Here is a 24,539-nt window from a genome sequence, read left to right as displayed (position 1 = left end):
CCATGTTCGACAAGACTAACGACAAATCCGAGAAAGCCAAGGGAACCATGAGGAAGACCGCGAGAGGCGCCCGCGCGGCGCGCAAGTCCGCCAAGCGCGAGGAGAGGAAGTACGTCCAGATCATCACCGACGCCACCGAGGACGCGGCCACTCTGCGCGTGACGCGCGTGGAGGAGGCCGAAGCCGCGGCCGAGGCTGCCGCCGAGCGCGAGGCGGTGCTCGCGGCGGCTGACGGGCTTCTGCGCCTCGGCATCGACGTGGGCTCGACCACGGTGAAGCTCGCCGTGCTCGACGCGCTCGGCGAGGTGAAGTGGGCGGTGTACCGCCGCCACCATGCCGACGTGCGCGCCACCATCATCGAGGTGCTGCGCGAGGCCGCCGCCCAGTTCCCCGCCGAGCGCATGACCATCGCCATCACGGGCTCGGGCGGCCTGCTTCTGTCCCAGTGGCTCGGCATCACGTTCGTGCAGGAGGTCATCGCGTCCAAGACGGCCGTGGAGACGTTCATCCCCGCCACCGACGTGGCCATCGAGCTCGGCGGCGAGGACGCCAAGATCATCTACTTCGACAACGGCATCGAGCAGCGCATGAACGGCACGTGCGCGGGCGGCACGGGCGCGTTCATCGACCAGATGGCCGCGCTTCTGAACACCGACGCGGGCGGCCTGAACGAGCTGGCGAAGAGCCACGCCACCATCTACCCCATCGCGAGCCGCTGCGGCGTGTTCGCCAAGACCGACGTGCAGCCGCTTCTCAACGAGGGCGCGAAGAAGGAGGACATCGCGGCCTCCATCTTCCAGTCGGTGGTCACGCAGACCATCTCGGGCCTGGCGTGCGGGCGTCCCATCCGCGGCAACGTGGCCTTCCTCGGCGGCCCCTTGCAGTACCTGCCCGAGCTGCGCCGCCGCTTCTACGAGACGCTCGACCTTGCGGGCGACGCCATCATCGTGCCCGAGAACGCGCACCTGTTCGTCGCGAGCGGCTGCGCCATCGCGGGCGCCGCGGAGGGCGCCGCGCCCGAGCGCCTCTCTGACGTGCTCGTGCGCCTAGAGAACCTCGGCGACATGCAGGGGAGCGAGGTGGTGCGCCTGGCGCCGCTGTTCGCCGACGACAAGGACTACGCCGAGTTCAAGGCGCGCCACGACACCGAGCGCGTGCGCCGCGCGTCGCTTGCGGACTACCGCGGCGTGGCCTTCCTGGGCATCGACGCGGGCTCGACCACGTTCAAGGCCGCGCTCATCGGCGAGGACGGCGCGCTTCTGTGGTCGACGTACGCCTCCAACAAGGGCGACGTGCTCGGGTGCGCGAAGGCGGCGCTCGCCGAGCTCTACCGCGCGCTGCCGTGCGACGAGGCCACGGGCGAGCCGCTCGTGCGCATCGGGCACGCCACGGTGACGGGCTACGGCGAGGGGCTGCTGCTCGAGGCGCTGCGCGTGGACTCCGGCGAGATCGAGACGGTGGCGCACCTGCGCGGCGCGCAGGAGATGCTGCCGGGCGTGGAGTTCATCCTCGACATCGGCGGGCAGGACATGAAGTGCCTGCGCGTGAAGGACGGCGTGATCGACCACATCATGCTCAACGAGGCGTGCTCGTCGGGCTGCGGCAGCTTCATCGAGAGCTTCGCCACCGGCCTCAACCTCGACGTGGCCGAGTTCGCCAAGACCGCCATCCAGGCCGAGCGCCCCGTCGACTTGGGCAGCCGCTGCACCGTGTTCATGAACTCGCGCGTGAAGCAGGCGCAGAAGGAAGGCGCCACGGTGGGCGACATCGCTGCGGGCCTGGCCATCTCGGTCATCAAGAACGCGCTGTTCAAGGTCATCAAGATCCGCGACCCGCATGACGTGGGCACGAAGGTCATCGTGCAGGGCGGCACCTTCCTGAACGACGCCGTGCTGCGCGCCTTCGAGCAGCTCTCCGAGGTGAACGCCGTGCGCCCCGACATCGCCGGCAACATGGGCGCGTTCGGCGCCGCGCTTCTGGCGCGCGACCGCTACCGCACGCAGCTGCGCGCCGCCGGCGCCTTTGCGGCCGCAGCTTTCCTGCAGGAGGTTGACGCAGCGGGCGAGGGGCTCGGCGGTGCTCACCAAGCGAGTTCCGCACGAGCCGAAAGCGCCGGCGGCGCTTTCGAGCGAGCAGGACTGTCCGAGCGACTGAGCTCTACCGAGCCCCTCGCGGGGGACAGCGCTTCTGCCGCCGGCGCGTCCGAGCCCCTCGCGGGAGGCAGCGCCGCAGCCGCCCCCGCCTCCTCGCTGCTCTCGCTCGAGGACATCGAGGCGCTCGCCCCGACGCACCGCACGGTGCGCTGCAAGGGCTGCTCGAACAGCTGCCTGCTCACGGTGAACGACTTCGGCCGCGACGAGGAGACGGGCAAGCACCGCCGCTTCATTACGGGCAATCGCTGCGAGAAGGGCGAGAGCCTCGGCGTGGGCGCGGCGAAGTCAGACGTGCCGAACCTCTTCGAGTACAAGAGCCGTCGCTTGTTCGACCACTACGCGCCGCTTGCCGCCGACGAGGCGCGCCGCGGCACGGTGGGCATTCCGCGCGCGCTCAACATGTACGAGAACTACCCCTTCTGGTTCACGTTCTTCACGAACCTGGGCTACCGCGTGATCCTGTCGGACCCGTCCACGAAGAAGACCTACGAGGCCGGCATCGAGTCCATGCCGAGCGAGAGCGTGTGCTACCCGGCGAAGCTCTCCCACGGCCACATCATGAACCTGCTCGACAAGCACCCGGACTTCATCTGGATGCCGTGCTCGAAGTGGGAGCGCCAAGAGGACGACACGGCGGGCAACCACTTCAACTGCCCCATCGTGGCGAGCTATCCCGAGGCGCTGCGCCTGAACATCGACGAGCTGCGCGTGTCCGACACCAAGTTCGTGAGCCCGTGGCTGCCCTACGACAACAAGGAGCACCTGAAGAAGCGCCTGTTCGTGGAGCTCTCGCAGAACTTCGCCGAGGAGGCGGGCGTCGCGCGCGCGCCGCTGACGCAGGCCGAGGTGGACGCGGCGGTGGACGCCGCGTGGGCCGAGGACGAGGCGTTCAAGCGCGACATACGCACGAAGGGCACCGAGACGCTCGCGTGGATGGAGGAGACGGGCACGCACGGCATCGTGCTGGCGGGCCGTCCCTACCACCAGGACCCCGAGATCAACCACGCGATCCCCGAGCTTCTGACGAGCTTCGGGCTGGCCGTGCTCACGGAGGACTCGATCGCGCATCTGGGCCAGCTCGAGCGCCCCATCCGCGTGGTCGACCAGTGGATGTACCACACGCGCCTGTACGCGGCGGCGAAGGTGGCCACGCAGCGGCGTGACCTGGACCTCATCCAGCTGAACTCCTTCGGCTGCGGGCTCGACGCGCTCACCACCGATCAGGTGCAGGAGGTGCTCGAGGCGGCGGGCAAGGTGTACACCGTGCTCAAGATCGACGAGGTGTCGAACCTCGGCGCGGCGCGCATCCGCGTGCGCAGCCTGCTCGCGGCGCTCAAGGACCAGGCCGACCGCGAGGCCGAGGCGGCCTCGGACGCGGCGGCCGAGGGGCGCGCGTGCCCGGCGGCGTCCATCAACCTCGACGACATCGACAAGCTCGTGCCCGAGAGCTTCACCGAGAAGGCCGACGGCGTGGTGCGCGCCGCCCAGGTGGCCCAGCGCGAGGGCGAGTCCACCGAGTTCGCGCGCCCGCAGTTCACGCCTGAGATGAAGGAGGCGGGCTACACCATCCTGGCCCCGCAGATGGCGCCGTACCACTTCGAGCTGCTGGTGCCCATCTTCGGGCGCTTCGGCTACAACGTGAAGCTTCTGCCGAGCGTGGACCACGGCGCGGTGGACGCGGGCCTCAAGTACGTGAACAACGACATCTGCTACCCGTCCATCCTGGTCACGGGTCAGATCATGGAAGCGGTCATGAGCGGCGAGTACGACACCGACAAGCTGGCCGTGCTCATCACGCAGACCGGCGGCGGCTGCCGCGCCACCAACTACATCGCGCTCATCCGCAAGGCGCTCAAGAGCGTGGGGCTCGGGCACATCCCGGTCATCGCGCTGTCGTTCAAGGACCTCGGCGAGGTGAACCCGGGCTTCAACATCACGCCGAAGATGCTGCTGCAGGCGGTGTACGCGCTGTGCTACGGCGACCTTTTGATGCAGTGCCTCTACCGCACGCGCCCCTACGAGGTGGAGCCGGGCAGCGCCGAGCGCCTGTTCGACCATTGGATGGCCGCCTGCAAATCGCAGCTTGCCGAGGGCGTCACGCGCGGCGGGTTCAAGCGCACGGTGAACGCCATCGTGGAGGACTTCGACACGCTGCCGCTCGCCGGCGAGGGCACCAAGCCGCGCGTGGGCGTGGTGGGCGAGATCCTCGTGAAGTTCCACCCCACGGCGAACAACCAGATCGTCGACGTGATCGAGCGCGAGGGCTGCGAGGCCGTGGTGCCCGGGCTCATCGAGTTCTTCCTGTTCGGCATCGCGGGCGCCATCTTCCAGAAGGACCCGCTCGGCCGCTCGTCGAAGGGCGCGGTGGGAAGCCGCATGGCGCTCGAGGTCATCGCGAAGTTCCGCAAGCCCGTGACCGACGCCCTCAAGCGCTCGCAGCGCTTCGAGCCGGCCGCCGACATCTACGAGCTGGCCGAGTACGCGAGCCAGATCTTATCGCTGTGCAACTCGATGGGCGAGGGGTGGCTGCTCACCGCCGAGATGGTGGAGCTCGTGCGCAACGGGTGCCCCAACGTGGTGTGCACGCAGCCGTTTGCCTGCCTGCCGAACCACGTGGTGGGCAAGGCGGTCATCAAGGAGCTGCGCCGTCAGTACCCCGAGAGCAACATCGTGGCCGTGGACTACGACCCGGGTGCCTCGGAGGTGAACCAGCTCAACCGCATCAAGCTCATGATCGCGGTGGCGAAGGCGAACTTGGCGGCGAAGGAGAAGGAGGCCCGCACCTCGCGCGACGCCCACCGCGACGCTCCCGCCCAGCCCACGCGTGAGCGCGAGAGTGACAGCGTGAGCTACGTGGAGATCAAGGCGTAGGGCCGTGGGGGCTGATGTGGGCGAGCGCGCGTCGCGGCCGGCTGACGCAGGCGCGCCGCGGACGGCTGACGCAGGTATGCCGCGGACGGCTGGCGGGTCGCGCGCTGCTGGCGCGAGCGACGCGCAGGTTGCGGCCGGCGCGGGCGATTTGGGCGCTGCTGGCGCGAGCGACGCGCGCGGCCGGCTCGTCATCGTGCCGACGCCCATCGGGAACCTCGGCGACATGACGGCGCGCGCCCTCGACGCGTTGCGCGCGGCCGACGTGGTGTGCGCGGAGGACACGCGCGTCACGGGCAGGCTCTTGGCGGCGTTCGGCATCGAGAAGCGCCTCGAGCGCCTCGACGAGGCGCTCATCGGCGTACGCGCGGCGGGCGTGGCCGAGCGCGTGTGCGCAGGCGAGGTGATCGCGTACTGCTCGGACGCGGGCATGCCGGGCGTGTCCGACCCGGGGATGCGCCTCGTGGCGGCCGCGCGCGCGGCGGGCGCGCCTGTGGAGGTGCTGCCCGGCCCCTCGGCGGCGGCCACGGCGTACGTGGCGAGCGGATGCGCGAACACGAGCTACTTCTTCGGCGGGTTCTTCCCGCGCAAGGCCGCCGAGCAGCGGGCGCGCCTGGAGTCCCTGCGCGCCCTCGACGCGGCGCTCGTGTTCTACGAGAGCCCGAACCGCCTGGTGGGGGCGTTGAAGGCCGTAGCCGAGGCGTTTCCCCTGCGCGAGGTGACGGTGTGCCGCGAGCTCACGAAGCTGCACGAGGAGGTGCTGCGCGGGCTGGCGGGCGCGGTGCGCGACGCGTTCGCGGCGCGCGCGGGGGAGCCAGGCGGCATCCGCGGCGAGATCGTGCTCGTGATCGACGGGCCGAACGCGCGCGAGGCGGCCGCGGCGGCCGCCGACGCCGCTGGCGCGGCGCGCGTGCGCGCAGGCGAGCTGACCGCGCAGGGCCTGCGCACGAAGGAGGTCGCCAAGCGCCTGTCCGCCGAGTACGGCCTCGCGCGCAACGACGCTTACGAGATCGCGGTGGAAGCGCATGGGTAGCGCCGCGCCGCGGCCAGGCGGCGGGCGCGAAGCGGCTCGCGCGTCGGCGCCGCGCAGGCCGGCCCCGCGCGCGGCGGGCAGGCAGACACCTGAGCCTCGGCTCCTGGCGGTGGACGGGCTGGACGTGTGGGTTGCGCGCAAGCGCGTCAAGAACGTGAGCCTGCGCGTGCGGCCTGCGGCGGGCGGCCCGCGCGTGGAGGTATCGGCGCCCGCGCGCACGTCAGACGCCCTCGTGCGCGCCTTCGTGCGCGAGAAGCGCGCGTGGATCGACGCGCAGGTCAGCGCGCTGGCAGACTCGCCGCGCCTCCGCGCCGCCGAGGCGACGCCCGAGGAGGTCGCCCAGTGGAAGGCCGTGGTGTCGGCGTGCGTGCCCGCGCTCGTGGAGGCGTGGGAGCCCCTCATGGGCGTGCGCGCAGGCAAGCTGACCTACCGCAACATGACGAGCCGCTGGGGCAGCTGCCAGCCGGCCACGGGACGCATCTGCATCAACGTGCGCCTGGCGCTCTACCCGCCGGAGTGCCTGGAGTACGTGGTGGTGCACGAGCTGTGCCACCTGCTCGAGCACGGGCACGGCCCGCGCTTCCGCGCGCTCATGGACCACTTCATGCCCGACTGGCGCGCCCGCCGCGACAAGCTGCGCTAGCGGGCCGGCGGGCGATCGCGCCGGCGCCGCCGCCCTGCGGCGGGCGAGCTGCCGGCGTCAGGCGCCCGCGCGCTCGGCGGGCTGCGCCTTCGCCACCTCCGCCATGCCCTGCGCTTCCTCCGCTCTTTCCGTCCCCGGCGTCTCGGCCGCCACGTCGGCGAGTGTCATGCCGTCGAGGAAGTCGAACATCGCCTGCTGCAGGCCGCCCCAGATGCGCTGCGACAGGCAGCCCTCCTGCCGCTCGCACGCGAACAGGCCGCTCATGCAGTCGAGCAGCTCGAGGCCGTCCTCCGAGGCGCTCACCACGTCGGCGAGCGTGATCTCCTCGGGCGGGCGCGCCAGCTCGTAGCCGCCCGCGTACCCGCGCGTCACGCGCAGAAGCCCCGCGCTGGAAAGCGGCGCCACCACCTGCTCGAGGTACTTCTTCGAGATCCCCTGCCGCGCCGCCACGTCCTTGAGCGCCACGCAGCCCTCGTCCGCGTGCTGGGCGAGGTCGATCATGAACCGCATCCCGTACCGGGTCTTCGTCGAAATCTTCATGAGCTTGCCTCTCAGTCGTTCTGGACGATAGCTTAGCAAAAAACCTAGCAACTTGCTTGACTTTGTCGTCGAAACCCGTATATTAAAGCCCAGCAAACTACTAGACTATGGGATGACGGGAAACGACGAGGGGCGGCGGGCTTGCGTTTCGCCGCCTTCGGCAACGCCCCTCCCACGCAAAGGAAGCGCGATCATGAAGCAGATCTACCTGGACAACGCATCCACTACGGCGGTCAGGCCCGAGGTGCTCGACGCCATGCTGCCGTACTTCACCACCGAGTTCGGCAACCCCTCGTCGATCTACCCGCTCGGGCAGCGCGCCTCGGACGCGGTGGCGGCTGCCCGCGCCTCCATCGCCGGGCTCATCGGAGCCGCGCCGCGCGAGGTGTACTTCACCTCCGGCGGCTCCGAGGCCGACAACTGGGCGGTCAAGGGGTTCGCGCGCGCCAACGCGGGCAAGGGCCGCCATATCGTCACGAGCGCCATCGAGCACCATGCGGTTCTGCATGCCTGCGAGGCGCTCGAGCGCGAGGGCTTCGAGGTCACCTACCTGCCCGTCGACGCCGAGGGGCTCGTGTCGCCCGCCGACTTCGAGGCGGCCCTGCGCCCCGACACCATCCTGGCGTCGGTCATGTTCGCCAACAACGAGATCGGCACGCTGCAGCCCATCGGCGAGCTGGCGCGCATCGCGCACGAGCACGGCGTGATCTTCCACACCGACGCGGTGCAGGCGCTCGGCCACGAGGCCGTCGACGTGCGCGAGCTCGGCGTCGACATGCTGTCGGCGAGCGCGCACAAGCTCTACGGCCCGAAGGGCACCGGCCTTCTGTACATCCGACGCGGCGTGAAGCTCCAGAACCTCATCGACGGCGGGCAGCAGGAGCGCGGCCGTCGCGCCACCACGGAGAACGTGCCGGGCATCGTGGGGTTCGCTCGCGCGCTCGAGCTGGCATGCGCCGAGCGCGAGGCTGAGCATGAGCGTCAAGCCGCCCTGCGCGACCACGCCTTCGCGCGCATCGCCGCCGAGATCCCGCACGCCAAGCTCAACGGGCACGCCACGCGGCGCCTCGCCAACAACGTGAACTTCTCGTTCGAGTTCATCGAGGGCGAGGGCATGCTGCTGCAGCTCGCGGCGCGCGGCATCTGCGTCTCGTCCGGCAGCGCCTGCACCTCCGGCTCGCTCGACCCGAGCCACGTGCTTCTGGCCATCGGCCTGCCGCACGAGATCGCGCACGGCTCGCTGCGCATGACGCTCGGGCGCGACACCACGCGCGAGGAGGTGGACTTCGCCGTCGACGCGCTGGCGAAGACGCTCGAGAACCTGCGCGCGATGAGCCCGCTGTACGAGGACTTCAAGCAGGGCCGCGTGACATCCATCATCGACGAGAGCTTTTCGAAGCAGAACTAGGAGCATCCCATGGCAATGAACTACTCCGAGGCGGTCATGGACCACTTCACCAACCCGCGCAACGTGGGCGAGATCGAGGACGCGAGCGGCTGCGGCACCGTGGGCAACGCGGTGTGCGGCGACATCATGCGCGTGTACCTCGACATCGACGACGACGGCGTCATCCAGGACGCGAAGTTCAAGACGTTCGGCTGCGGCGCGGCCATCGCCACCTCCTCGATGGCGACCGTGCTCGTGAAGGGCAAGACCGTCCAAGAGGCGCTCGAGGTGACGAACAAGGCGGTCATGGAGGCGCTTGACGGCCTGCCGCCCGTCAAGGTGCACTGCTCGCTTCTGGCCGAGGAGGCCATCCACGCGGCGCTGTGGGACTACGCCGAGAAGAACGGAATCGTGATCGAGGGCCTCGAGAAGCCCGTGAGCGACATCGGCGAGCACGACCACGGCCACGGGATCGAGGAGGACGAAGAGGAAGAGGAGTAGCTGGATCGCGCGGCGGCGTGCGGCGCCGGGTTGGATCGTGCGGCAGCGTGCGGCGTCGGGTTGGACCGCGCGGCGCCAGGTTGGACCGCGCGACGGCTCATGGCGCATGGCGCCGGCCCGAAGCGCGTGCCGCTCTACTACCCGATAAAACCAAGCAATTGCTTACCTCTAAAGTAGTGGTAAAGCTGATAGTTGATATAAGCCAATATATGCTATAATCACTCATGCATTGACAAGAGCAAGGGGAAGGCGCGCCCCTCGGGGTCGCGCCTTCCCCTTGTCTCATGAGCGACATCACGGAACAAGGGAGGCAACACATGACCAACCAGAGGACGATGACGCGTCGCACCTTCGTCAAGGTCGCGGGTGCTGCGGCGGCCATGGCGGGGATGACGGCGCTTGCGGGCTGCGCGGGCGGCAGCGGCGCGGGCGGCGCGAGCTCGGCGGCGAGCAGCGCGGCCGGGGAGGCGCCGACGTTCGACAACACCATCAACCCCGAGGTGGAGGAGCTCAAGGCCGTCCTTCTGGGCAAGGACTCCAAGATCGCGGCCATCATCGTGGCGCTCAACAAGGGCTACTACGACGAGGAGAAGCTCACGCTGTCCACGCAGGTGGTCTCCGGCGGCTTCCCTGAGGCCATGCCGGCGCTCTTCAACGGCTCGGTTGACGTGCTTCCCTTCGGCTCCATCCCCACCTGCACCTACGTGGGGCAGGGCGACGACCTCGTGATCTTCGGCGGCACGGTGGCCAACGGCTCCGAGTGCGTCACCCTCATCGAGAACAAGGACCGCTACACCAAGCCCGAGGACTTCAGGGGCAAGAAGATCGGCTGCTTCCGCATGGAGACCGGGCACATGGTCACCAAGAGCTGGCTGCGCCAAAACGGCATCGAGGACGGCAAGGACGTGGAGTTCATCCTGCTGGAGAGCTCGGCCGCCGAGGTGGCCGCCGTTGAGAACGGCGAGATCGACATGTGCTTCGTGAACAGCGGCTACGGCTACGTGGCCACGCAGGGCGGCAAGTGCGCCGTGGCGTTCCGCCCCAACGAGCTCATCGGCAAGGACTTCCCCTGCTGCCGCCAGTCCACCAACCGCACGGCGTTCGAGGAGAAGCGCTCGGCGCTCATCAAGTTCGAGATCGCCAACTTGCGCGCCATGTACGACATCGCCAACGACCACGAGGGCACCATCGCCATCATCACCGCGTACTCCGGCCAGCCCGAGGAGTACGTCGAGAACATCACGTACGGCAAGGGCGACTACGTGGCGGCCATGACGTTCGAGATGGATCCCTACACCGACGACGTGAAGGCGTTCTACGGCGACATGGTCGACAACGGCGACATCGAGGATGCGAACAAGGACCTCATCGACGCGCACCTCGACTCCACCATCTACAAGGCGGCGCTTGACGCGCTGATCGAGCGCGGCGAGAACAAGGAGTTCTACGAGGGCCTCCTCAAGGTCTACGAGGCCCACAACACCCTGGGCGTGTAGCCCCTGTCATGCAGGCATGCGCGCTCGCTTCTCGCGGGCGCGCTTTCTTCGTCGAGGACTTCCATGCCATCCATCGTTTTCAAGGACGTCACGTACTCCTACGTCAACAACGGCGAGTCCTTCCCGGCGCTCGAGGACGTCAGCCTCGAGATCGGGGAGGGCGAGTTTCTGTGCCTGGTGGGGCACTCGGGGTGCGGCAAGTCGACCATGCTGAGCCTGATCGCAGGCTTGGCGCGCCCCACGCGCGGCGAGGTGCTCATCGGCGGCGAGCCCGTCGCCGGCCCCGGCCCCGACCGCTCCATCGTGTTCCAGAGCTACTCGCTGTTCCCGTGGCAGACCGCGCTGCGCAACGTCATGTTCGCCATCCGCAAGACTGACCGGAAGGCGTCGAAGGGGCAGGCCCGCACCCGGGCGCTCGAGCTGCTCGGGCAGGTGGGCGTCGGCGATGCGGCGGATCGCTACCCGTTCCAGCTCTCGGGCGGCATGCGCCAGCGCGTCGCCATCGCGCGCGCCCTGGCCATCGACGCGCCCACGATGCTGCTCGACGAACCGTTCGGCGCGCTCGACCCCATGATCCGCCGCAAGCTGCAGCTGCTGCTGCTCGATTTGTGGAAGGGCGCGTGCTGCAAGACGGCGGTGTTCGTCACCCACGACATCGACGAGGCGCTCATCCTGGCCGACCGCATCGTGTTCATGGAGCCGCGCCACGTGGTGCGCAGCTTCGAGCTGCCGCGCGGCCGCTCGCGCGACCCCGAGGCGCTCGCCAGCGACCCAGCTGTGCGCGCGGTGAAGGACGAGGTGCTCGCGCTCTTCGAGGCGACGGCGACGGGAGGGGAGGACGCATGACGGCGTGGAGGAAGAAGGCGGCCGCGGGCGGCGCGGCTGGGGCGGGCAGCGCGGCTGGGGCTAGCGTCGCAGCGTGCGCGGCAGCCGGGGCACCCGCGCCCGCGGGGGAGGCCGCGCCGCACAAGTTCGTCACGGCGTCGTTTCTGGTAGCGACCGTCATGTTCGCGGCGCTCCTGGTGGCCATCGCCGTCCCCGGCAAGGTGACGCCGCGTACGAGCGTGCCGTTCTACGTGGCCGCGGCGCTCATGGAGGCGCTGTTTCTGTGGCGCTACGTGGCGGGCGGCAAGAAGCGCTCGACCTGCCACATCGCCATCGTGGTGTGGGCGCTGCTCATCGTGTGGGAGGTGGCGTCGACTGACCTCAAGCTCACGCACCCGGTGCTCATCCCCATCCCTGAGAACGTGTTCGCGGTGTTCCCGAAGCTCTACGACGAGCTTGCGCTCAACGTGGCGTCGTCGATGGCGCTTCTGGCCCAGGGCTTCATCACGGCGCTCGTGGCGGGCTACCTCGTCGGGCTGTTCGTGGGCTGGGTGCCGCAGCTGCGCGAGGCGGTGTATCCCATCGCGCACGTGCTCGCGCCCGTGCCGGCCATCGTGTTCGCGCCGTATCTGGTGATGCTCCTGCCGTCGTTCAAGATGGCGGCTGTCGCCGTCATCTTCCTCGGGATCTTCTGGCCCACGCTGCTCGGCACCATCCTGCGCGTGGAGTCGATGGACCACCGCATCGTGGAGTCGGCGCGCATGCTGGGGCTTACGACCCCTGAGATGATCTTCCAGGTGCTGCTGCCCTTCATGTACCCCACCATCGCCCAAGGCCTGAAGACGCAGCTGCCCTCTGCCATGCTCATGCTCGTCATGGCGGAGATGTACGGTGCCACGAGCGGCCTGGGGTACTTCGTCATCAACTACACGAACTACGCGAACTACACCAACGTGGTGGCGGGCATCATCATGGTGGGCGTCGTGGTGACGGTGCTCGACGGCCTGGTGAGCCTGCTCGTGCGCAAGACGGTGAAGTGGAGCGAATGATCCGCGTGCGGCGACGTGGGGGCGCGCGGCGCGTGTGGGTGTGGGAGGCGGTGGCGCGGTATCAGAACGCGTGTTTCTCGCGCCTTTGCAGACTACCCTTATGATCTGGTGTTTCTTGGAATAGTTCCAGGTCAGAGGCGGGGCGAGAAACACGCGTTCTGATACCGCTTTCGCGCGAAGCCATGCGAGATTGCGCGCAAAACGTGCGAAGATAAGCGTAATCAAGAGAGGAGAGATGCGATGTCAGCTGGATTGGCCGTGTGCCTGGTGTGCGGGGAGCCGCTCGACTACTTCGAGGAGGCCCAGGAGGTGACGTGCCACCTCTGCGGGAAGAGGGAGACGGGGCACTCCATCTGCACCGCGGGGCACTACGTGTGCGACGCGTGCCACCGCGCGGGCGGCGTGGCGTGGATCATGGACTTCTGCACGACGTGCGCGTCGAAGAACCCGGTGGAGATCGCGCAGGCGCTCATGGCCGACAGGGCGGTGTTCCCGAACGGGCCCGAGCACCACACGCTCGTGGGCGCGGCGCTCATGACGGCGTACGCGAACGCCGGCGGCGACGTCGACTTGGAGAAGGGGCTCGCCGAGCTGAGGAAGCGCTCGCTGCAGGTGCCGGGCGGCACGTGCGGCTTCTGGGGCACGTGCGGCGCCGCCACGAGCGCGGGGCAGTTCTACTCCATCGTGGCGGGATCGACGCCCATGACGCGCGACCCGTGGGCGCGCACCCAGCGTCTGACCTCGCTCATCTTGGGGCGCCTGGCTGATCTGGGCGGCCCGCGCTGCTGCAAGCGCACGGGGTTCTCCGCCATCGAGGTGACCGCGGCGTACGTGGGCGAGACGCTCGGCGTGCAGATGGAGATGCCCGAGCGCATCACGTGCACGCACTACCCGCGCAACAAGGAGTGCCTGCGCACCGCGTGTCCGTACTTCCCCGGCCCGCAGGAGTAGGGGCGCCGCGCCTCCTCTTCGCCCCTTGAGCCTCCCGTTAGTGCTAGAATCATACGGCTTATGCAATGAACCGTACGAGGCGCGCGATGTCATTGGTCGCGGGGCCGCATGTGGGTGCGCGGGCGCCATTGGCCGGCGCGCTCGGAAGGAGCACAACTCATGTCCAAGGGAACCTACTCGTTCACCACCCCCATCTACTACGTCAACGCCGCGCCGCACCTCGGCACGGCCTACACCACCGTTGCCGCCGACACCGTGGCGCGCTACCAGCGCATGAACGGCTACGACGTGTCGTTCGTGACGGGCATGGACGAGCACGGCCAGAAGGTGGCCGACACCGCCGCCGCGAAGGGCATGACGCCGCAGGAGTGGTGCGACTCCATGGAGCCCGCCTTCCGCGACGCGTGGGACCTGCTCGGCATCACCTACACCGACTTCGTGCGCACCACCGAGCCGCGCCACGCGCGCACCGTGCAGAAGTTCTGGCAGGACCTCTACGATCGCGGCTACCTGTACAAGGGCAGCTACGAGGGCTGGTACTGCGTGCACGAGGAGACCTACTACGCCGAGAGCGACCTCGAGAAGAACGAGGAGGGGCAGTTCGTGTGCCCCGACTGCAAGCGCCCCGTGCAGCTGATGGCCTCGGGTGAGGAGAACTGGTTCTTCAAGCTGTCCGACTTCCAGGAGCCGCTTTTGGCGTTCTATGAGGAGCACCCTGAGTTCATCCGCCCCGAGACGCGCCGCAACGAGATCGTGTCGTTCGTGAGCGCGGGCCTGAAGGACCTCTCCATCTCGCGCTCGACGTTCAACTGGGGCGTGCCGCTGCCGTTCGACGAGGGGCACGTGGCCTACGTGTGGGCCGACGCGCTGCTCGCGTACCTCACGGGCATCGGGTACGGCGACGAGGACGAGCGCGCAGGCGAGTTCGAGCGCTCCTGGCCCATGCGCTATCACTTCGTGGGCAAGGACATCACGCGCTTCCACTGCGTGATCTGGCCGGCCATGCTCATGGCCGCGGGCCTGCCCGTTACGAACACGGTGTTCGGCCACGGCTTTCTGCTCACCAAGGGCGAGAAGATGTCGAAGTCCAAGGGCAACGGCCTCATGCCCGCCGACCTGGTGAAGGTCTTCGGCGTGGACGCGTACCGCTACTACTTCATGAGCGACGTGCAGTTCGGGCACGACGGCAACATCTCCATGGAGCGCATGGTGCAGGTGTACAACGCCGATTTGGCGAACACGTGGGGCAACCTCGTGAGCCGCGTGACCAACATGACCAAGAAGTACTTCGGCGCGCAGGTGCCGCGCGTGCCCGAGGGGCTCGCGGGCGCCGAGAACCCGCTGGCCGAGGTGGCGTCGGGCCTGTACGCGGCCTACGACGCGGCCATGGCCGAAGTCGACTTCACCGCGGCCGCCGCGGCGGTGCAGAAGCTCGCCGAGCGCGCGAACCGCTACATCGAGGAGACGGAGCCCTTCAAGCTGGCGAAGGACCCCGAGCGCGCCGATGACCTGGCCTTCGTGATGTACAACCTGCTCGAGGCCATCCGCATCACGGCGCTGTACATGGCGCCGTTCGCGCCGAACACCTCCGCCGAGGTGTTTCGCCGCCTGTCGCTCGGCGACATCACGGCCGTGGCCGACATCGAGGCCGCGACCGCGTGGGGGCAGCTGCCCGCCGGCAACGCGGTGGAGGTCGGCGACGTGCTGTTCCCGCGCCTCGACGTGGACGCCATCGACCTGGGCGTGGAGTAGGCGCGCCCCGCGACGGCGCGGCGCGTGGCGCGTGAGAGGAGAGGAAGGCTGCCGATGAGTGAAGAGCTGCTGGCGGGCGAGGAGCCCCTGTCCGCGGACGACCTGTTCCGCGTGAGGAAGAAGAACGGCGCGTGGAAGGCCGTGGCGGCCCCGACGTTCGACGTGACGCTCGCCGACGCGCACACGCACCTGCAGTACCTGGCTGACCCGGTGCGCGCCCTCGCGCGCGCGGGGCTCGCCGGCGTGAGCTTCGTCTGCACGGTGCTCGACGTGTTCGAGGACGACGAGGCGGTGTTCGGCCGCTTGCGGCCGTGGACGCACCAGGCCGCCGTCAGCATGCAGCGCGCGGTGCCGCACTGTTGAGGGACGCCCCGCCCGCGCGTGCCGCGGGTCAAGGTTGCGGCTGGCTGCCATCCGCACAACGCCGCGCACTACGACGCGGCGCTCGAGGAAAAGCTGCGCGCGTGGCTGCGCAAGCCCGACGTGGTGGCGCTCGGCGAGATCGGGCTGGACTACCACTACGACTTCTCGCCGGTGGCCGACCAGAAGCGCGTCTTCCGCGCGCAGCTGTGCTTGGCGAAGGAGGCGGGCCTGCCCGTGGTGCTGCACGTGCGCGAGGCGCTCGCCGACGCGTGGGAGATCGTGCAGGACGAGGGGATCCCCGAGGCGGGGGTCCTGCTGCACTGCTTCACGGACACGTGGGAGGCGCTCGAGCCGTGGATCGAGGCGGGGTGCCGGGTGTCGTTCGGCGGCGCGATCACGTTCGGCAACGCCGACGCGATCCGCGACGCGGCAGCGCGCGTGCCGGTCGGGCAGCTGCTGCTGGAGACCGACGCGCCCTACATGGCGCCGAAGCCCCTGCGCGGGCAGAAGTGCGAGCCGGCGCAGATGGTGTTCACGGCCGAGCGCCTGTGCGAGGTGCGCGGCGCAGATGATGAGGACGAGCGTCGCGCGCTTCTGCTCGCGACGCAGGGAAACGCGCTGGAGCTGCTCGACCGCAAGCCGACGGCCTGGCAGGCGGGCGCGCCGCGCTAGGGCGGTCGGCGGACAGCGGTGACGGGCGCTGCTGGCGCAGCGGGCGCGGTCGGCGGCGGGACTGCGGGGCGGCTGCGGGTGGCGAAGGGCCGCGAGCGGCCGACGATGTGGGGCGATGGCGAGCCGCGAGGCGGCGGCTGACGAGGAGAGGATGAGCATGCATCGAGTCATTGTGGTGGGGTCGCCGCGTACGAACGGGCGCAGCGCGAGCTTGGCCGACGAGCTGTTCAACGCGTGCATCGACGAGTGCCCGGAGGACGGCGTGTCCATCGTGTCGGTGGCGAGCATCGAGGTGGGGCCGTGCCGCGGGTGCGACGCGTGCCGCGCGGCCACGGAGGCACCCGACAAGCTGCCGGAAAGCGACGACAACCTGGCCGTGGGGCCTGCGGTGGCGGCGAGCGACGCGCTCGTGCACCGCTGCGTGATCCACGACGACATGACCGAGGTGCGCAAGCACCTCGACGCGGCCGACGAGCTCATCGTGGTGTCGCCGGTGTACTTCGCGGGCGCTCCGGCCCAGCTCAAGTGCCTGCTCGACCGCCTGCAGCCGTACTTTTGGTCAGACGTGCGCGCGCAGCCCAAACGCCCGATGGTCTTGCATGTGGTGGGCGAGGGCGGCGACCCGCACGGCTTCGAGCCGCTCATCGGGTGCGTGCGCTCGGCGTTCGCCTGCGCGGGCTTCGAGCTCGAGCTCGTGCTCGACTGGGTGGGGAAGATTGACGAGAACGGCGAGATCACGGCCGAGGCCGAGGAATACCCCCTCCCGCCCGTGGGAGGCTTCGCCGCCCTCGGCGCGGCTGGCGAGGGTGAGGCGGCCAAGGCCGGGGGCGACGCGCAGCCCCAGCAGCCCCCGCAGCCCCAACGATCCCAGCAGTCCCAGCAGCCCCGGTCATCCAAGCCGCGCAAGCAGGGGACTTCCCCGCAGGGCGGCAAGCCCCGGGGCGGCTCCTCTCAGGGCGGCAGGAGCAAGAAGCACAAGGGCGGCGCGCGCCGTGGGTAGCGCCGAGCGGCTGTCGCCGCTGGCCAGCGTGGCGGCCACGCGCGCGGTGCTCGAGCGCCACGGGCTTGCGACCAAGCATGCGCTCGGCCAGAACTTCCTCGTCAACGACGACGTCCTGCGCAAGATCGTCGCGCTCGCCGAGCTGGACGCCGGCGACGACGTGCTCGAAGTGGGGCCGGGCATCGGCACGCTCACCGTCGCGCTGCTCAAGCGCGCGCGGCGCGTGGTGTCGGTCGAGCGCGACGCCGACCTCCCCGCCGTGCTCGCGGAGACCCTCGCGGCATGGCCCGACCGCTTCGCGCTCATCAGCAAGGACGCCCTCGACCTGACGGAGGGCGACGTCGAGGCCGCCCTCGCGCGCTGCCCCGTCGAGGGGGCAGCGCGAACCTTCCCCAACAAGCTGGTGGCGAACCTGCCCTACGCGGTGGCGGCCACGGTAGTGCTGGGGTTCTTCGAGCGCTTCGGTGGGATCGAGAGCGCCACGGTGATGGTGCAGAAGGAGGTGGCCGACCGCATGGCCGCCGCGCCGGGCAGCAAGAACTACGGCGCGTACACGGTGAAGCTCTCGATGTACGCCGAGCCTGCGGGGCGCTTCGCGGTGAGCCCGGGCAACTTCTTCCCGCCGCCGCACGTCGACAGCGCGGTGCTGAGGTTGAACCGCCGCACGCCCGCGGGCGCCGACGGCGCGCCGCTTGCTCCTGAGGTGGTGCGGGCGACGTGCACTATGGCCGACGCGGCCTTCGCCAGCCGTCGCAAGACCATCGCGAACTCGTGCAAGACGTACTTCGCGGGCCGGGGCGCGCAGGGCTGCGCGGTTGCGGCGCGCGTCGAGGACCTGCTCGAGAGCGCCGGCATCAGCCCCAAGCGCCGCGGGGAGACCCTCGACGTGCAGGAGTTCGTGGCGCTCGGCGAGGCCTATCTGACCTTGAAGACGAGGTAGCGGTTGAGGGGCGCGTCCTTCCCGTCCGCCGAGAAGCGCGCGACCTCCCGGGCGCGCGGCCCCATCGCGCGGGCGAGGGCGTCCGCCTCGGCCTCGTCGAAGTGGTGGCAGTAGCGGAAGACATCCTGCTCGTCCTGCCAGCCCATGAGGTAGTCGCCCTCTTCGAGCTTTTCGGGGTCAATCCCGCAGGCGGCGCATCCGCGCGCGGTGGCCGCCTCGGCCTTGGCGCGCAGCTTGTCGCTGCGGGCGAACTGCCAGAGCGCTACGGCCACGTGGCCGCCGGGGCGCACGTGGTCGGCGAGCGCCTCGAGCACGCGCACGCGCTGGTCGAAGGTCGGCACGTGGTGCATGAGGCCGAACGCCACCGCGAGGTCGCATGCGGGCGCGTCGAGGGCGCGGACGAGGTCTGCTCCCGCATGCAGCGCGCCCGTGACGTCGAGGAGCTGGAAGCGGATGCGTACGTCTTCGGGGAACTCGTCGCGCGCGCCCTGCGCGACGAGCGGCGCGCAGTTGTCCACGGCGAACGCCTCGACGGGCCTGCCGGCACGCGCGGCCAGGAAGCGCTCGAAGCGCAGGTTGCCGCACCCCAGGTCGAGCACGCGCAGGGTCGGCTCGGGCGCGGTCATGGCTGCGTGGGCGGCTGCGAATAGGTCCGCTTGCCCGCCTGCGCGCATGCCCTCGCCTGCGCCTTCGCACCTGCTCGCCTGTTCGCGCTCGCCCGCATCTCCCGTGATTTCGCACTCTTCGAGCATGCGCTCCCAACCCTCCCAGGCGCGTGAGCGCGTCTCGGAGAACGACGCACTTACGCGCTGGTAGAAGTCGCGGGTGAGGTCGCTGAGCCTCTGTGCGGTGATGGGATCCATGGGCGGCATTGTAATACGCAATGGCCCTCGAAGGCGAGGGCGGGGCTGTGCTATGATGCTCGAACGATACTGAGTATCCCAAAGGAAAAGCCCCGCTAATGCTTGCAGGCTCGCGGGGCTCGACCCAAAAGAACGAAGCTGCCCGGATCGGCGGGGCATCGTTCATTGGGCATTTTAACATGCCGTTCTGACGTTGCCAAGGAGCAGGAGGAAGCCGGATCGCGTGGAAGTGGCGCTCTTGGAGATAATCGCAGCCATCAAGGCAGGGAGGTGCCGAGGCTGTGGCGAGGACGGCAAGCCGCTTGACGCGGCGTGGCTCGACAAGCTCGTGCGGCGGCGCAACCGCGCCATGCACGACGGCGCGCGGAGCGTGGCGAAGAAGCGGCTTTTGCCGTACTACCTGCGGTGCAAGGCCGAGGATCCAACGCGTTGGGAGAGCTGGGGCGTCGACGCGGCATGCGAGGAGCAGCTCGTGCGCCTCCTGAAGGCCAAGCCGCGGCGCACCGCGTCGGGCGTGGCCACCATCACGGTGATCACCAAGCCGCACCCCTGCTCGAGCGACTGTCTCTACTGCCCGAACGACGTGCGCATGCCGAAGAGCTACCTCGCCGACGAGCCCGCCTGCCAGCGCGCCGAGCGCAACTACTTCGACCCGTACCTGCAGGTGACCTCGCGCCTGCGCGCGCTCACCGACATGGGGCACGTGACCGACAAGGTGGAGCTCATCGTGCTCGGCGGCACGTGGAGCGACTACCCGCAGGACTACCAGGTGTGGTTCGTGGCGGAGCTCTTCCGCGCGCTCAACGACGCAGGCGACCAGGCGGGCGACGCGCCCGCGCCTCGCGAAGGAGCTGCGCCTCGCGCCGCGGCCCACGCGGCAGACGGCCCTGCGTCGGCCGCCACCTGCGATTCCGCCCGCCATGACGCCGCGGCCCGCGCGGCCTTCTACGCGTCCTGCGGCCTCGCCTGCGACGCCGACGAGCTCGCGCGCCTCACGCGCGCCGAGCAGAAGCGCGTCACCGCGGGCGAGCGCACGTACAACCAGGCCGTCCGCGCGCTCTACGCCGCTGATGCCTGGGAGCGCGCCGCACGCATCCAGCACGCCTCCCTCGCCGAGCTCGAGCGCGAGCACGCGCGCAACGAAGGCGCCGCGCATCGCGTGGTGGGCCTCGTGATCGAGACGCGCCCCGACCTCATCACGCCCGAGAGCCTCACCGTCATGCGCCGCCTCGGGTGCACGAAGGTGCAGATGGGCATCCAGAGCCTCGACGAGTCCATCCTGCGCGCGAACCGGCGAAACGTGACGCCCGCGCGCATCGCGCAGGCGTTCTCGCTGCTGCGCCTGTTCGGCTTCAAGATCCACGTGCACTTCATGGTGAACCTCCTCGGGGCCTCGCCCGTGGGCGACGTGGCCGACTACCGCCGGCTCGTCACCGACGAGCGCTTCCTCCCCGACGAGGTGAAGCTCTACCCGTGCTGCCTGGTGGAGAGCGCGCAGCTGACGGAGCGCTACGCAGCGGGCGCGTGGGCGCCCTATCCCGAGGACGCGCTCGTGGACGTGCTCGTGAGAGACGTGCTCGCCACGCCCGCCTACACGCGCATCTCGCGCATGATCCGCGACATCTCCTCGGGCGACATCGTGGCGGGCAACAAGAAGACCAACCTGCGCCAGTTGGTGGAGGCGCGCGTGGATGAGCGCTCGCGCGCGGAGGGCCGCCCCGTGCGCGAGATCCGCCAACGCGAGATAGCGACGGGCGCGGTGGAGCTCGACGCGCTGCGCCTCGATTGCGTGACGTACGCCACGTCGGTGGCGCAGGAGCGCTTCCTGCAGTGGGTGACGCCCGAGGGCAGGATCGCGGGGTTCTTGCGGCTGTCGCTCCCGCGCTTCGACGCCCCGTGCCTCACACCGGAGGAGCGCGCGCAGTTCCCCGTGCCCGTGCGCGAGGCCATGATCCGCGAGGTCCACGTGTACGGGCGCGTGGCGCGGCTGCACGCAGCGGGCGAGGGCGCGCAGCATGCGGGGCTCGGGCGCCGCCTGGTGGAGGAGGCGTGCGCGCAGGCTCAGGCGGCGGGGTACGTCGCCGTGAACGTCATCAGCTCGGTGGGCACGCGCCGTTACTACAGGGCCTTAGGTTTCTTGGATTGCGGTCTTTACCAACGAAGGCCGCTTGCGTAGAATACGGTAATCTTGACGAAAAGGATCCGCGGCATCTCGTCGCCGCCGGCCGCCCCGTTCCCGCCCCGCCGTTCCCCCCCACACTCCAGGAGATGCGAACATGAGCATGCAGCAGGCAGACCCCAAGCACGTCGAGCAGACCTACCGCCACATCGCCCTCAAGGTGCCCGAGGTCATGCGCACCTGCCCCGGATTCGAGATCGCGGGGCACCACATCCGCTCGCTCGTGTTCTCCACCGACGTGGCCGTGATCTGCCACTGCGACGCTGACGCGGTGCTGGCGGTCTACCCGTTCCCCAGCCACCCCATCGTGAACAACGCGCTCATCATGGCGTCGGAGCGCCCGGTGTTCGTGGGCGTCGGCGGCGGCGTGACCACGGGCGAGCGCTCGGTGGACCTGGCGTCGCATGCTGAGATGCAGGGCGTCTCGGCGGTGGTGCTCAACGTGACGGCGTCGGCTGAGACGGTGCGCGCGGTGGCGGCGCACGTCGACGTGCCGGTGGTGACCACGGTGTGCCGCTTCGACGAGGTGACGCGCGCGATCATCGAGACGAGCGCGTCGATCGTGAACGTGGCGGCGGGGCGCGACACGGCGCGCGTGGTGGCGGCGGTGCGCGCCGCGTACCCCGACATGCCCATCATGGCGAGCAGCGGGCCCACCGAGCAGACGGCTGCGGCGACCGTCGACGCCGGAGCCGATGCGCTCACGTGGACCCCGCCGAGCATCCAGGACCTCGAGCATGAGCTGATGAGCCGCACGCGCGAGAAGGCCCGCGCCTAGCGCGGGCCTGAGGGCTTTCAGGGAGGGGCGGGTTCGGGCTGCTTCCGTTCCGCACCCGGCTGCGCTTCGCGCGTCCCCGCGCCCTACAGCGCGGCCTTGATGCCGGCCAGAAGCTCGGCGTACTCCTCGCAGGAGGGGATGTCGGGGTTCTCGGCGCGGATGGCCTCGGTGCTCTTGAACAGCCAGCCGGCCTTCGACGCGCGGATCATGCCGAGGTCGTTGTGCGAGTCGCCTGCGGCCAAGGTGGTCAGGCCCGCGTCGTGCAGGGCGTTCACCGTGGTGAGCTTGGTCTGCGGGCAGCGCATCTTGTAGCCGGTGATGCGGCCGTCCTCGCCGACCAGAAGCTCGTTGCAGAAGATGGTGGGCCAGCCGAGCTTCTCCATGAGGGGCTTGGCGAACTGGGAGAACGTGTCGGAGATGATGATGACCTGCGCGAGCGGGCGCAGCTCGTCGAGGAACTCGCGCGCGCCGGGCATGGGGTCGATGCCCGCGATGACCTCCTGGATCTCGCGCAGGCCCAGCCCGTGCTCCTCCAGGATGCCCAGGCGGAACTCCATGAGCTTGTCATAGTCGGGCTCGTCGCGCGTGGTGCGCTTGAGCTCGGGGATGCCGGTCGCCTCGGAGAACGCGATCCAGATCTCCGGTACGAGAACGCCTTCGAGGTCGAGGCATACAACGTTCATGGGAAAGCTCCTTTTCGGGTCATCGGCTGTTATCGGGTCGATTATGCGTGAAAAACGTTTCAAGTTCGTGACGCAAGCGGAAAAGGCCAAACCCGGGCGGTAGGCGGGGCAAGTTGGGCGCGGTGCGTCCTTCCTCCGGGTGAGGTGGGTTGGGCTTGCCTGGCCCACCTGCCTCCAGGCGGCCCGGCCCGGCGCGCCCTACCTCCGGGACGGGCGGGCGAAGGAGTAGGTCTGGTAGCCGTGGAGGGTGCTGCGGGCGGACGCGAGGCAGGCGTCGAAGTCGAGCTTGCCGGAGCCGAAGAGGCGCGCGGCCAAACGGACGCTCGCCTCGTCCTCCACGCTCACGTCGTCGAGCAGGAGCTCCACCACGTTGCCGACGAGCGAGCGCGGCACCCCGTACACCTCGGTGAGCACGCACACCGTGCGCACGATGGTCTCGGGGTAGACGCGCACGTTGCCGCCGAGGACGAGGCTGCGGGCGCGCGCGGACTTGGCGGCGTCGTCGTCGAGGAGGTAGCGCAGGAGCACCGTCTCGTCGATGATGGTGACGGCGTCGCGGCGGCGCTTAGCGGCGGGCATGGCGTTCTCCCTGGGCCTTGATCCACGCGCCGCGCTCCGAGGGCACGAGCGTGGGGTTCGCGTAGTGCGCGAGCGCGCCGAACGCGCGGTCGTCGCCGGAGAGGCGCCGCACGCTCGGCGTGAAGGGAAGGGCCCGGTCGTGCACGCTCTGGGCCACGAAGAGGCGCACCGCCTCGGAGAGCGACGTCCCCAGCGTGGCGAACAGCTCCTCGGCGCTCTCCTTGAGATCGCTCTCGATGCGCACCTGGATGGTTGATTGCTTCGGCATGGCACCTGCTCACTTGCTCAACTTGTATTACGAACGTACTACGATACAGTATACCTTTCACCTTGGGGGCAAGATCAGGGGACGGAAATTATTTTCCAAATCACCTGAAAAGGGGCTTGCAAGGCTGGGTGAATCAGCGTATAAGGCAATGCGTCAGATTCTTCCGAAAGCCGAAAAACAGCTTCCGTTCACCGATTTTCCATCAATCAACTGTCTATCGCGTCCACGTGGCGCGCGCATCTCCGAGGCGAGCTCTGCCCTCTTTCGCGAGGGGGGCGGGGCCTCCCGCAGGGCGCAGGGCATGCGGCTCCCCGCAGAGCCCGCGCCAGGCGACCAGGGAGGGTGACGCTGGGCCTCAGGCTTGCGGCGCCGGGAGTCGGCTGAGGAGGGCCTGCGGCGCGTGGTCGGCGGTAGCCGGAAGAGAGAACAGTTCGCCACCAAGCTTAGGGGGACACATGGGTTCAAAATTCGTAATCGCAGACCCGGGTTTGTGCATCGGCTGCCAAACCTGTCTGGCCGGGTGCCTGCTCAAGCACAGCGTGCCAGGGGACGTGGCGGTGCCGCGCCTGAACCTGGTGACCACGCTCACCATCTCGGCGCCGATCGTGTGCCATCACTGCGCTGACGCGCCGTGTGTGGCGTCGTGCCCGCAGAACGCGTTGTACTTCGACGGCGACCGCGTGGCCATCGCGCAGGAGCGCTGCATCGGCTGCCGCAGCTGCGTCATGGCGTGCCCATACGGCGCCTGCGACGTGGTGAGCGAGAACCGCGTCACCAAGATCGGCAACTTGAGCGTGGGCGACCCGGGGCGCGCGATGCTCGTGAAGTGCGACCTGTGCTACGACCGCCCCGGCGGCCCGGCCTGCGTGGCGGCATGCCCCACCGGCGGCCTGCAGGTGGTCGACGAGGAGGAGCTTCAGGAGCGCTCGCGCAAGAAGCGCCTGGCCGCGGCGGCTGCAAGCGCGGCGATCTCAAGCGTTCAGCTGAATACGGCACTGGCTTAAAGAGGGGGTACA

The 24,539-nt window shown here is 69.4% G+C and carries 22 protein-coding genes; 17 read left to right on the top strand and 5 right to left on the bottom strand.

What is annotated here, in order from left to right; translation table 11 throughout:
* Positions 1-2: 2 nt before the first annotated feature.
* Genes G7Y50_RS03045 through G7Y50_RS03035 form a run of 3 tightly spaced genes read left to right on the top strand, consistent with a single transcriptional unit; the run spans position 3 to position 6,697 of the window.
* On the top strand, positions 3-5,024 hold the full coding sequence (locus G7Y50_RS03045) for a 2-hydroxyacyl-CoA dehydratase (RefSeq protein ID WP_241156649.1): 5,022 nt from the start codon (positions 3-5) through the stop codon (positions 5,022-5,024).
* Positions 5,025-5,028: 4 nt separating this feature from the next.
* A complete protein-coding gene (gene rsmI / locus G7Y50_RS03040; protein ID WP_255464103.1) occupies positions 5,029-6,054 on the top strand; it encodes a 16S rRNA (cytidine(1402)-2'-O)-methyltransferase in 1,026 nt (341 codons plus the stop codon).
* Positions 6,047-6,697, top strand: a complete 651-nt coding sequence (locus tag G7Y50_RS03035; RefSeq protein ID WP_165056925.1) for a M48 family metallopeptidase — start codon at positions 6,047-6,049, stop codon at positions 6,695-6,697. Before rsmI ends, G7Y50_RS03035 begins: the two co-directional genes overlap by 8 nt.
* Positions 6,698-6,754: 57 nt before the next feature.
* Here the strand turns inward: G7Y50_RS03035 and G7Y50_RS03030 are convergent, their stop codons facing one another.
* Positions 6,755-7,237, bottom strand: a complete 483-nt coding sequence (locus tag G7Y50_RS03030; protein ID WP_165053798.1) for an Rrf2 family transcriptional regulator — start codon at positions 7,235-7,237, stop codon at positions 6,755-6,757.
* Between the two features lie 193 nt (positions 7,238-7,430).
* Between G7Y50_RS03030 and nifS the strand changes: the two genes are divergently transcribed.
* From nifS to rsmA, 11 genes are all read left to right on the top strand, one after another.
* Positions 7,431-8,645, top strand: coding sequence for a cysteine desulfurase NifS (nifS, locus tag G7Y50_RS03025; protein WP_206214748.1), 1,215 nt, complete (start codon positions 7,431-7,433; stop codon positions 8,643-8,645).
* Positions 8,646-8,660: 15 nt separating this feature from the next.
* The gene (gene nifU / locus G7Y50_RS03020) at positions 8,661-9,125 is read left to right on the top strand and encodes a Fe-S cluster assembly scaffold protein NifU (RefSeq protein WP_165053996.1); all 465 of its coding nucleotides are present in this window, start codon (positions 8,661-8,663) and stop codon (positions 9,123-9,125) included.
* A gap of 317 nt (positions 9,126-9,442) precedes the next feature.
* Positions 9,443-10,621, top strand: coding sequence for an ABC transporter substrate-binding protein (locus tag G7Y50_RS03015; RefSeq protein WP_165053801.1), 1,179 nt, complete (start codon positions 9,443-9,445; stop codon positions 10,619-10,621).
* A 63-nt stretch (positions 10,622-10,684) separates the two neighbouring features.
* On the top strand, positions 10,685-11,467 hold the full coding sequence (locus G7Y50_RS03010) for an ABC transporter ATP-binding protein (protein WP_165053804.1): 783 nt from the start codon (positions 10,685-10,687) through the stop codon (positions 11,465-11,467).
* A complete protein-coding gene (locus G7Y50_RS03005; protein ID WP_165053807.1) occupies positions 11,464-12,495 on the top strand; it encodes an ABC transporter permease in 1,032 nt (343 codons plus the stop codon). Before G7Y50_RS03010 ends, G7Y50_RS03005 begins: the two co-directional genes overlap by 4 nt.
* A gap of 240 nt (positions 12,496-12,735) precedes the next feature.
* The gene (locus tag G7Y50_RS03000; protein ID WP_165053810.1) at positions 12,736-13,446 is read left to right on the top strand and encodes a DUF5714 domain-containing protein; all 711 of its coding nucleotides are present in this window, start codon (positions 12,736-12,738) and stop codon (positions 13,444-13,446) included.
* Between the two features lie 159 nt (positions 13,447-13,605).
* Positions 13,606-15,198, top strand: a complete 1,593-nt coding sequence (gene metG, locus G7Y50_RS02995; protein ID WP_165053813.1) for a methionine--tRNA ligase — start codon at positions 13,606-13,608, stop codon at positions 15,196-15,198.
* 54 nt (positions 15,199-15,252) lie between these two features.
* Complete coding sequence (locus G7Y50_RS02990; RefSeq protein ID WP_165053816.1) at positions 15,253-15,561, top strand: nitrate ABC transporter substrate-binding protein; 309 nt, start codon at positions 15,253-15,255, stop codon at positions 15,559-15,561.
* Positions 15,562-15,579: 18 nt separating this feature from the next.
* Positions 15,580-16,233 carry a TatD family hydrolase gene (locus G7Y50_RS02985; protein WP_165053819.1) on the top strand — a complete coding sequence of 218 codons (654 nt, stop codon included), beginning with the start codon at positions 15,580-15,582 and terminating at the stop codon, positions 16,231-16,233.
* 157 nt (positions 16,234-16,390) lie between these two features.
* The gene (locus G7Y50_RS11995; RefSeq protein ID WP_165053822.1) at positions 16,391-17,233 is read left to right on the top strand and encodes a flavodoxin family protein; all 843 of its coding nucleotides are present in this window, start codon (positions 16,391-16,393) and stop codon (positions 17,231-17,233) included.
* Positions 17,226-18,173 (top strand): 16S rRNA (adenine(1518)-N(6)/adenine(1519)-N(6))-dimethyltransferase RsmA, encoded by a 948-nt coding sequence (rsmA, locus tag G7Y50_RS02975; protein ID WP_165053825.1) that lies wholly within the window; start codon positions 17,226-17,228, stop codon positions 18,171-18,173. Before G7Y50_RS11995 ends, rsmA begins: the two co-directional genes overlap by 8 nt.
* Here rsmA and G7Y50_RS02970 read toward each other — a convergent pair.
* Positions 18,149-19,036 carry a class I SAM-dependent methyltransferase gene (locus G7Y50_RS02970; RefSeq protein ID WP_165053828.1) on the bottom strand — a complete coding sequence of 296 codons (888 nt, stop codon included), beginning with the start codon at positions 19,034-19,036 and terminating at the stop codon, positions 18,149-18,151. The genes rsmA and G7Y50_RS02970 overlap by 25 nt on opposite strands.
* A gap of 223 nt (positions 19,037-19,259) precedes the next feature.
* Here G7Y50_RS02970 and G7Y50_RS02965 point away from each other — a divergent pair, with 223 nt between their 5' ends.
* Positions 19,260-21,212 carry a tRNA uridine(34) 5-carboxymethylaminomethyl modification radical SAM/GNAT enzyme Elp3 gene (locus G7Y50_RS02965; RefSeq protein ID WP_241156479.1) on the top strand — a complete coding sequence of 651 codons (1,953 nt, stop codon included), beginning with the start codon at positions 19,260-19,262 and terminating at the stop codon, positions 21,210-21,212.
* A 100-nt stretch (positions 21,213-21,312) separates the two neighbouring features.
* Positions 21,313-21,993 carry a dioxygenase gene (locus G7Y50_RS02960; RefSeq protein ID WP_241156480.1) on the top strand — a complete coding sequence of 227 codons (681 nt, stop codon included), beginning with the start codon at positions 21,313-21,315 and terminating at the stop codon, positions 21,991-21,993.
* Positions 21,994-22,076: 83 nt separating this feature from the next.
* On the opposite strand, the gene thrH is transcribed toward G7Y50_RS02960, so the two are convergent.
* The 3 genes from thrH to G7Y50_RS02945 all read right to left on the bottom strand — a co-directional run bounded on the left by thrH (position 22,077) and on the right by G7Y50_RS02945 (position 23,523).
* The gene (thrH, locus tag G7Y50_RS02955) at positions 22,077-22,676 is read right to left on the bottom strand and encodes a bifunctional phosphoserine phosphatase/homoserine phosphotransferase ThrH (protein ID WP_165053831.1); all 600 of its coding nucleotides are present in this window, start codon (positions 22,674-22,676) and stop codon (positions 22,077-22,079) included.
* Between the two features lie 198 nt (positions 22,677-22,874).
* On the bottom strand, positions 22,875-23,255 hold the full coding sequence (locus G7Y50_RS02950; protein ID WP_165053834.1) for a PIN domain-containing protein: 381 nt from the start codon (positions 23,253-23,255) through the stop codon (positions 22,875-22,877).
* Positions 23,242-23,523 (bottom strand): type II toxin-antitoxin system RelB/DinJ family antitoxin, encoded by a 282-nt coding sequence (locus G7Y50_RS02945; RefSeq protein WP_165053837.1) that lies wholly within the window; start codon positions 23,521-23,523, stop codon positions 23,242-23,244. The genes G7Y50_RS02950 and G7Y50_RS02945 overlap by 14 nt, the downstream gene beginning before the upstream one ends.
* Positions 23,524-23,978: 455 nt before the next feature.
* Here G7Y50_RS02945 and G7Y50_RS02940 point away from each other — a divergent pair, with 455 nt between their 5' ends.
* Positions 23,979-24,527, top strand: coding sequence for a 4Fe-4S dicluster domain-containing protein (locus tag G7Y50_RS02940; RefSeq protein WP_165053840.1), 549 nt, complete (start codon positions 23,979-23,981; stop codon positions 24,525-24,527).
* The last annotated feature ends 12 nt before the right edge of the window (positions 24,528-24,539 follow it).

The organism is Adlercreutzia sp. ZJ176 (genome assembly GCF_011038975.1).
In the GTDB taxonomy this organism is placed as follows: Bacteria; Actinomycetota; Coriobacteriia; order Coriobacteriales; family Eggerthellaceae; genus CAAEEV01.
Note: the sequence above shows the minus strand (reverse complement) of the source record. Positions and strands in the feature narration are given on the sequence as shown.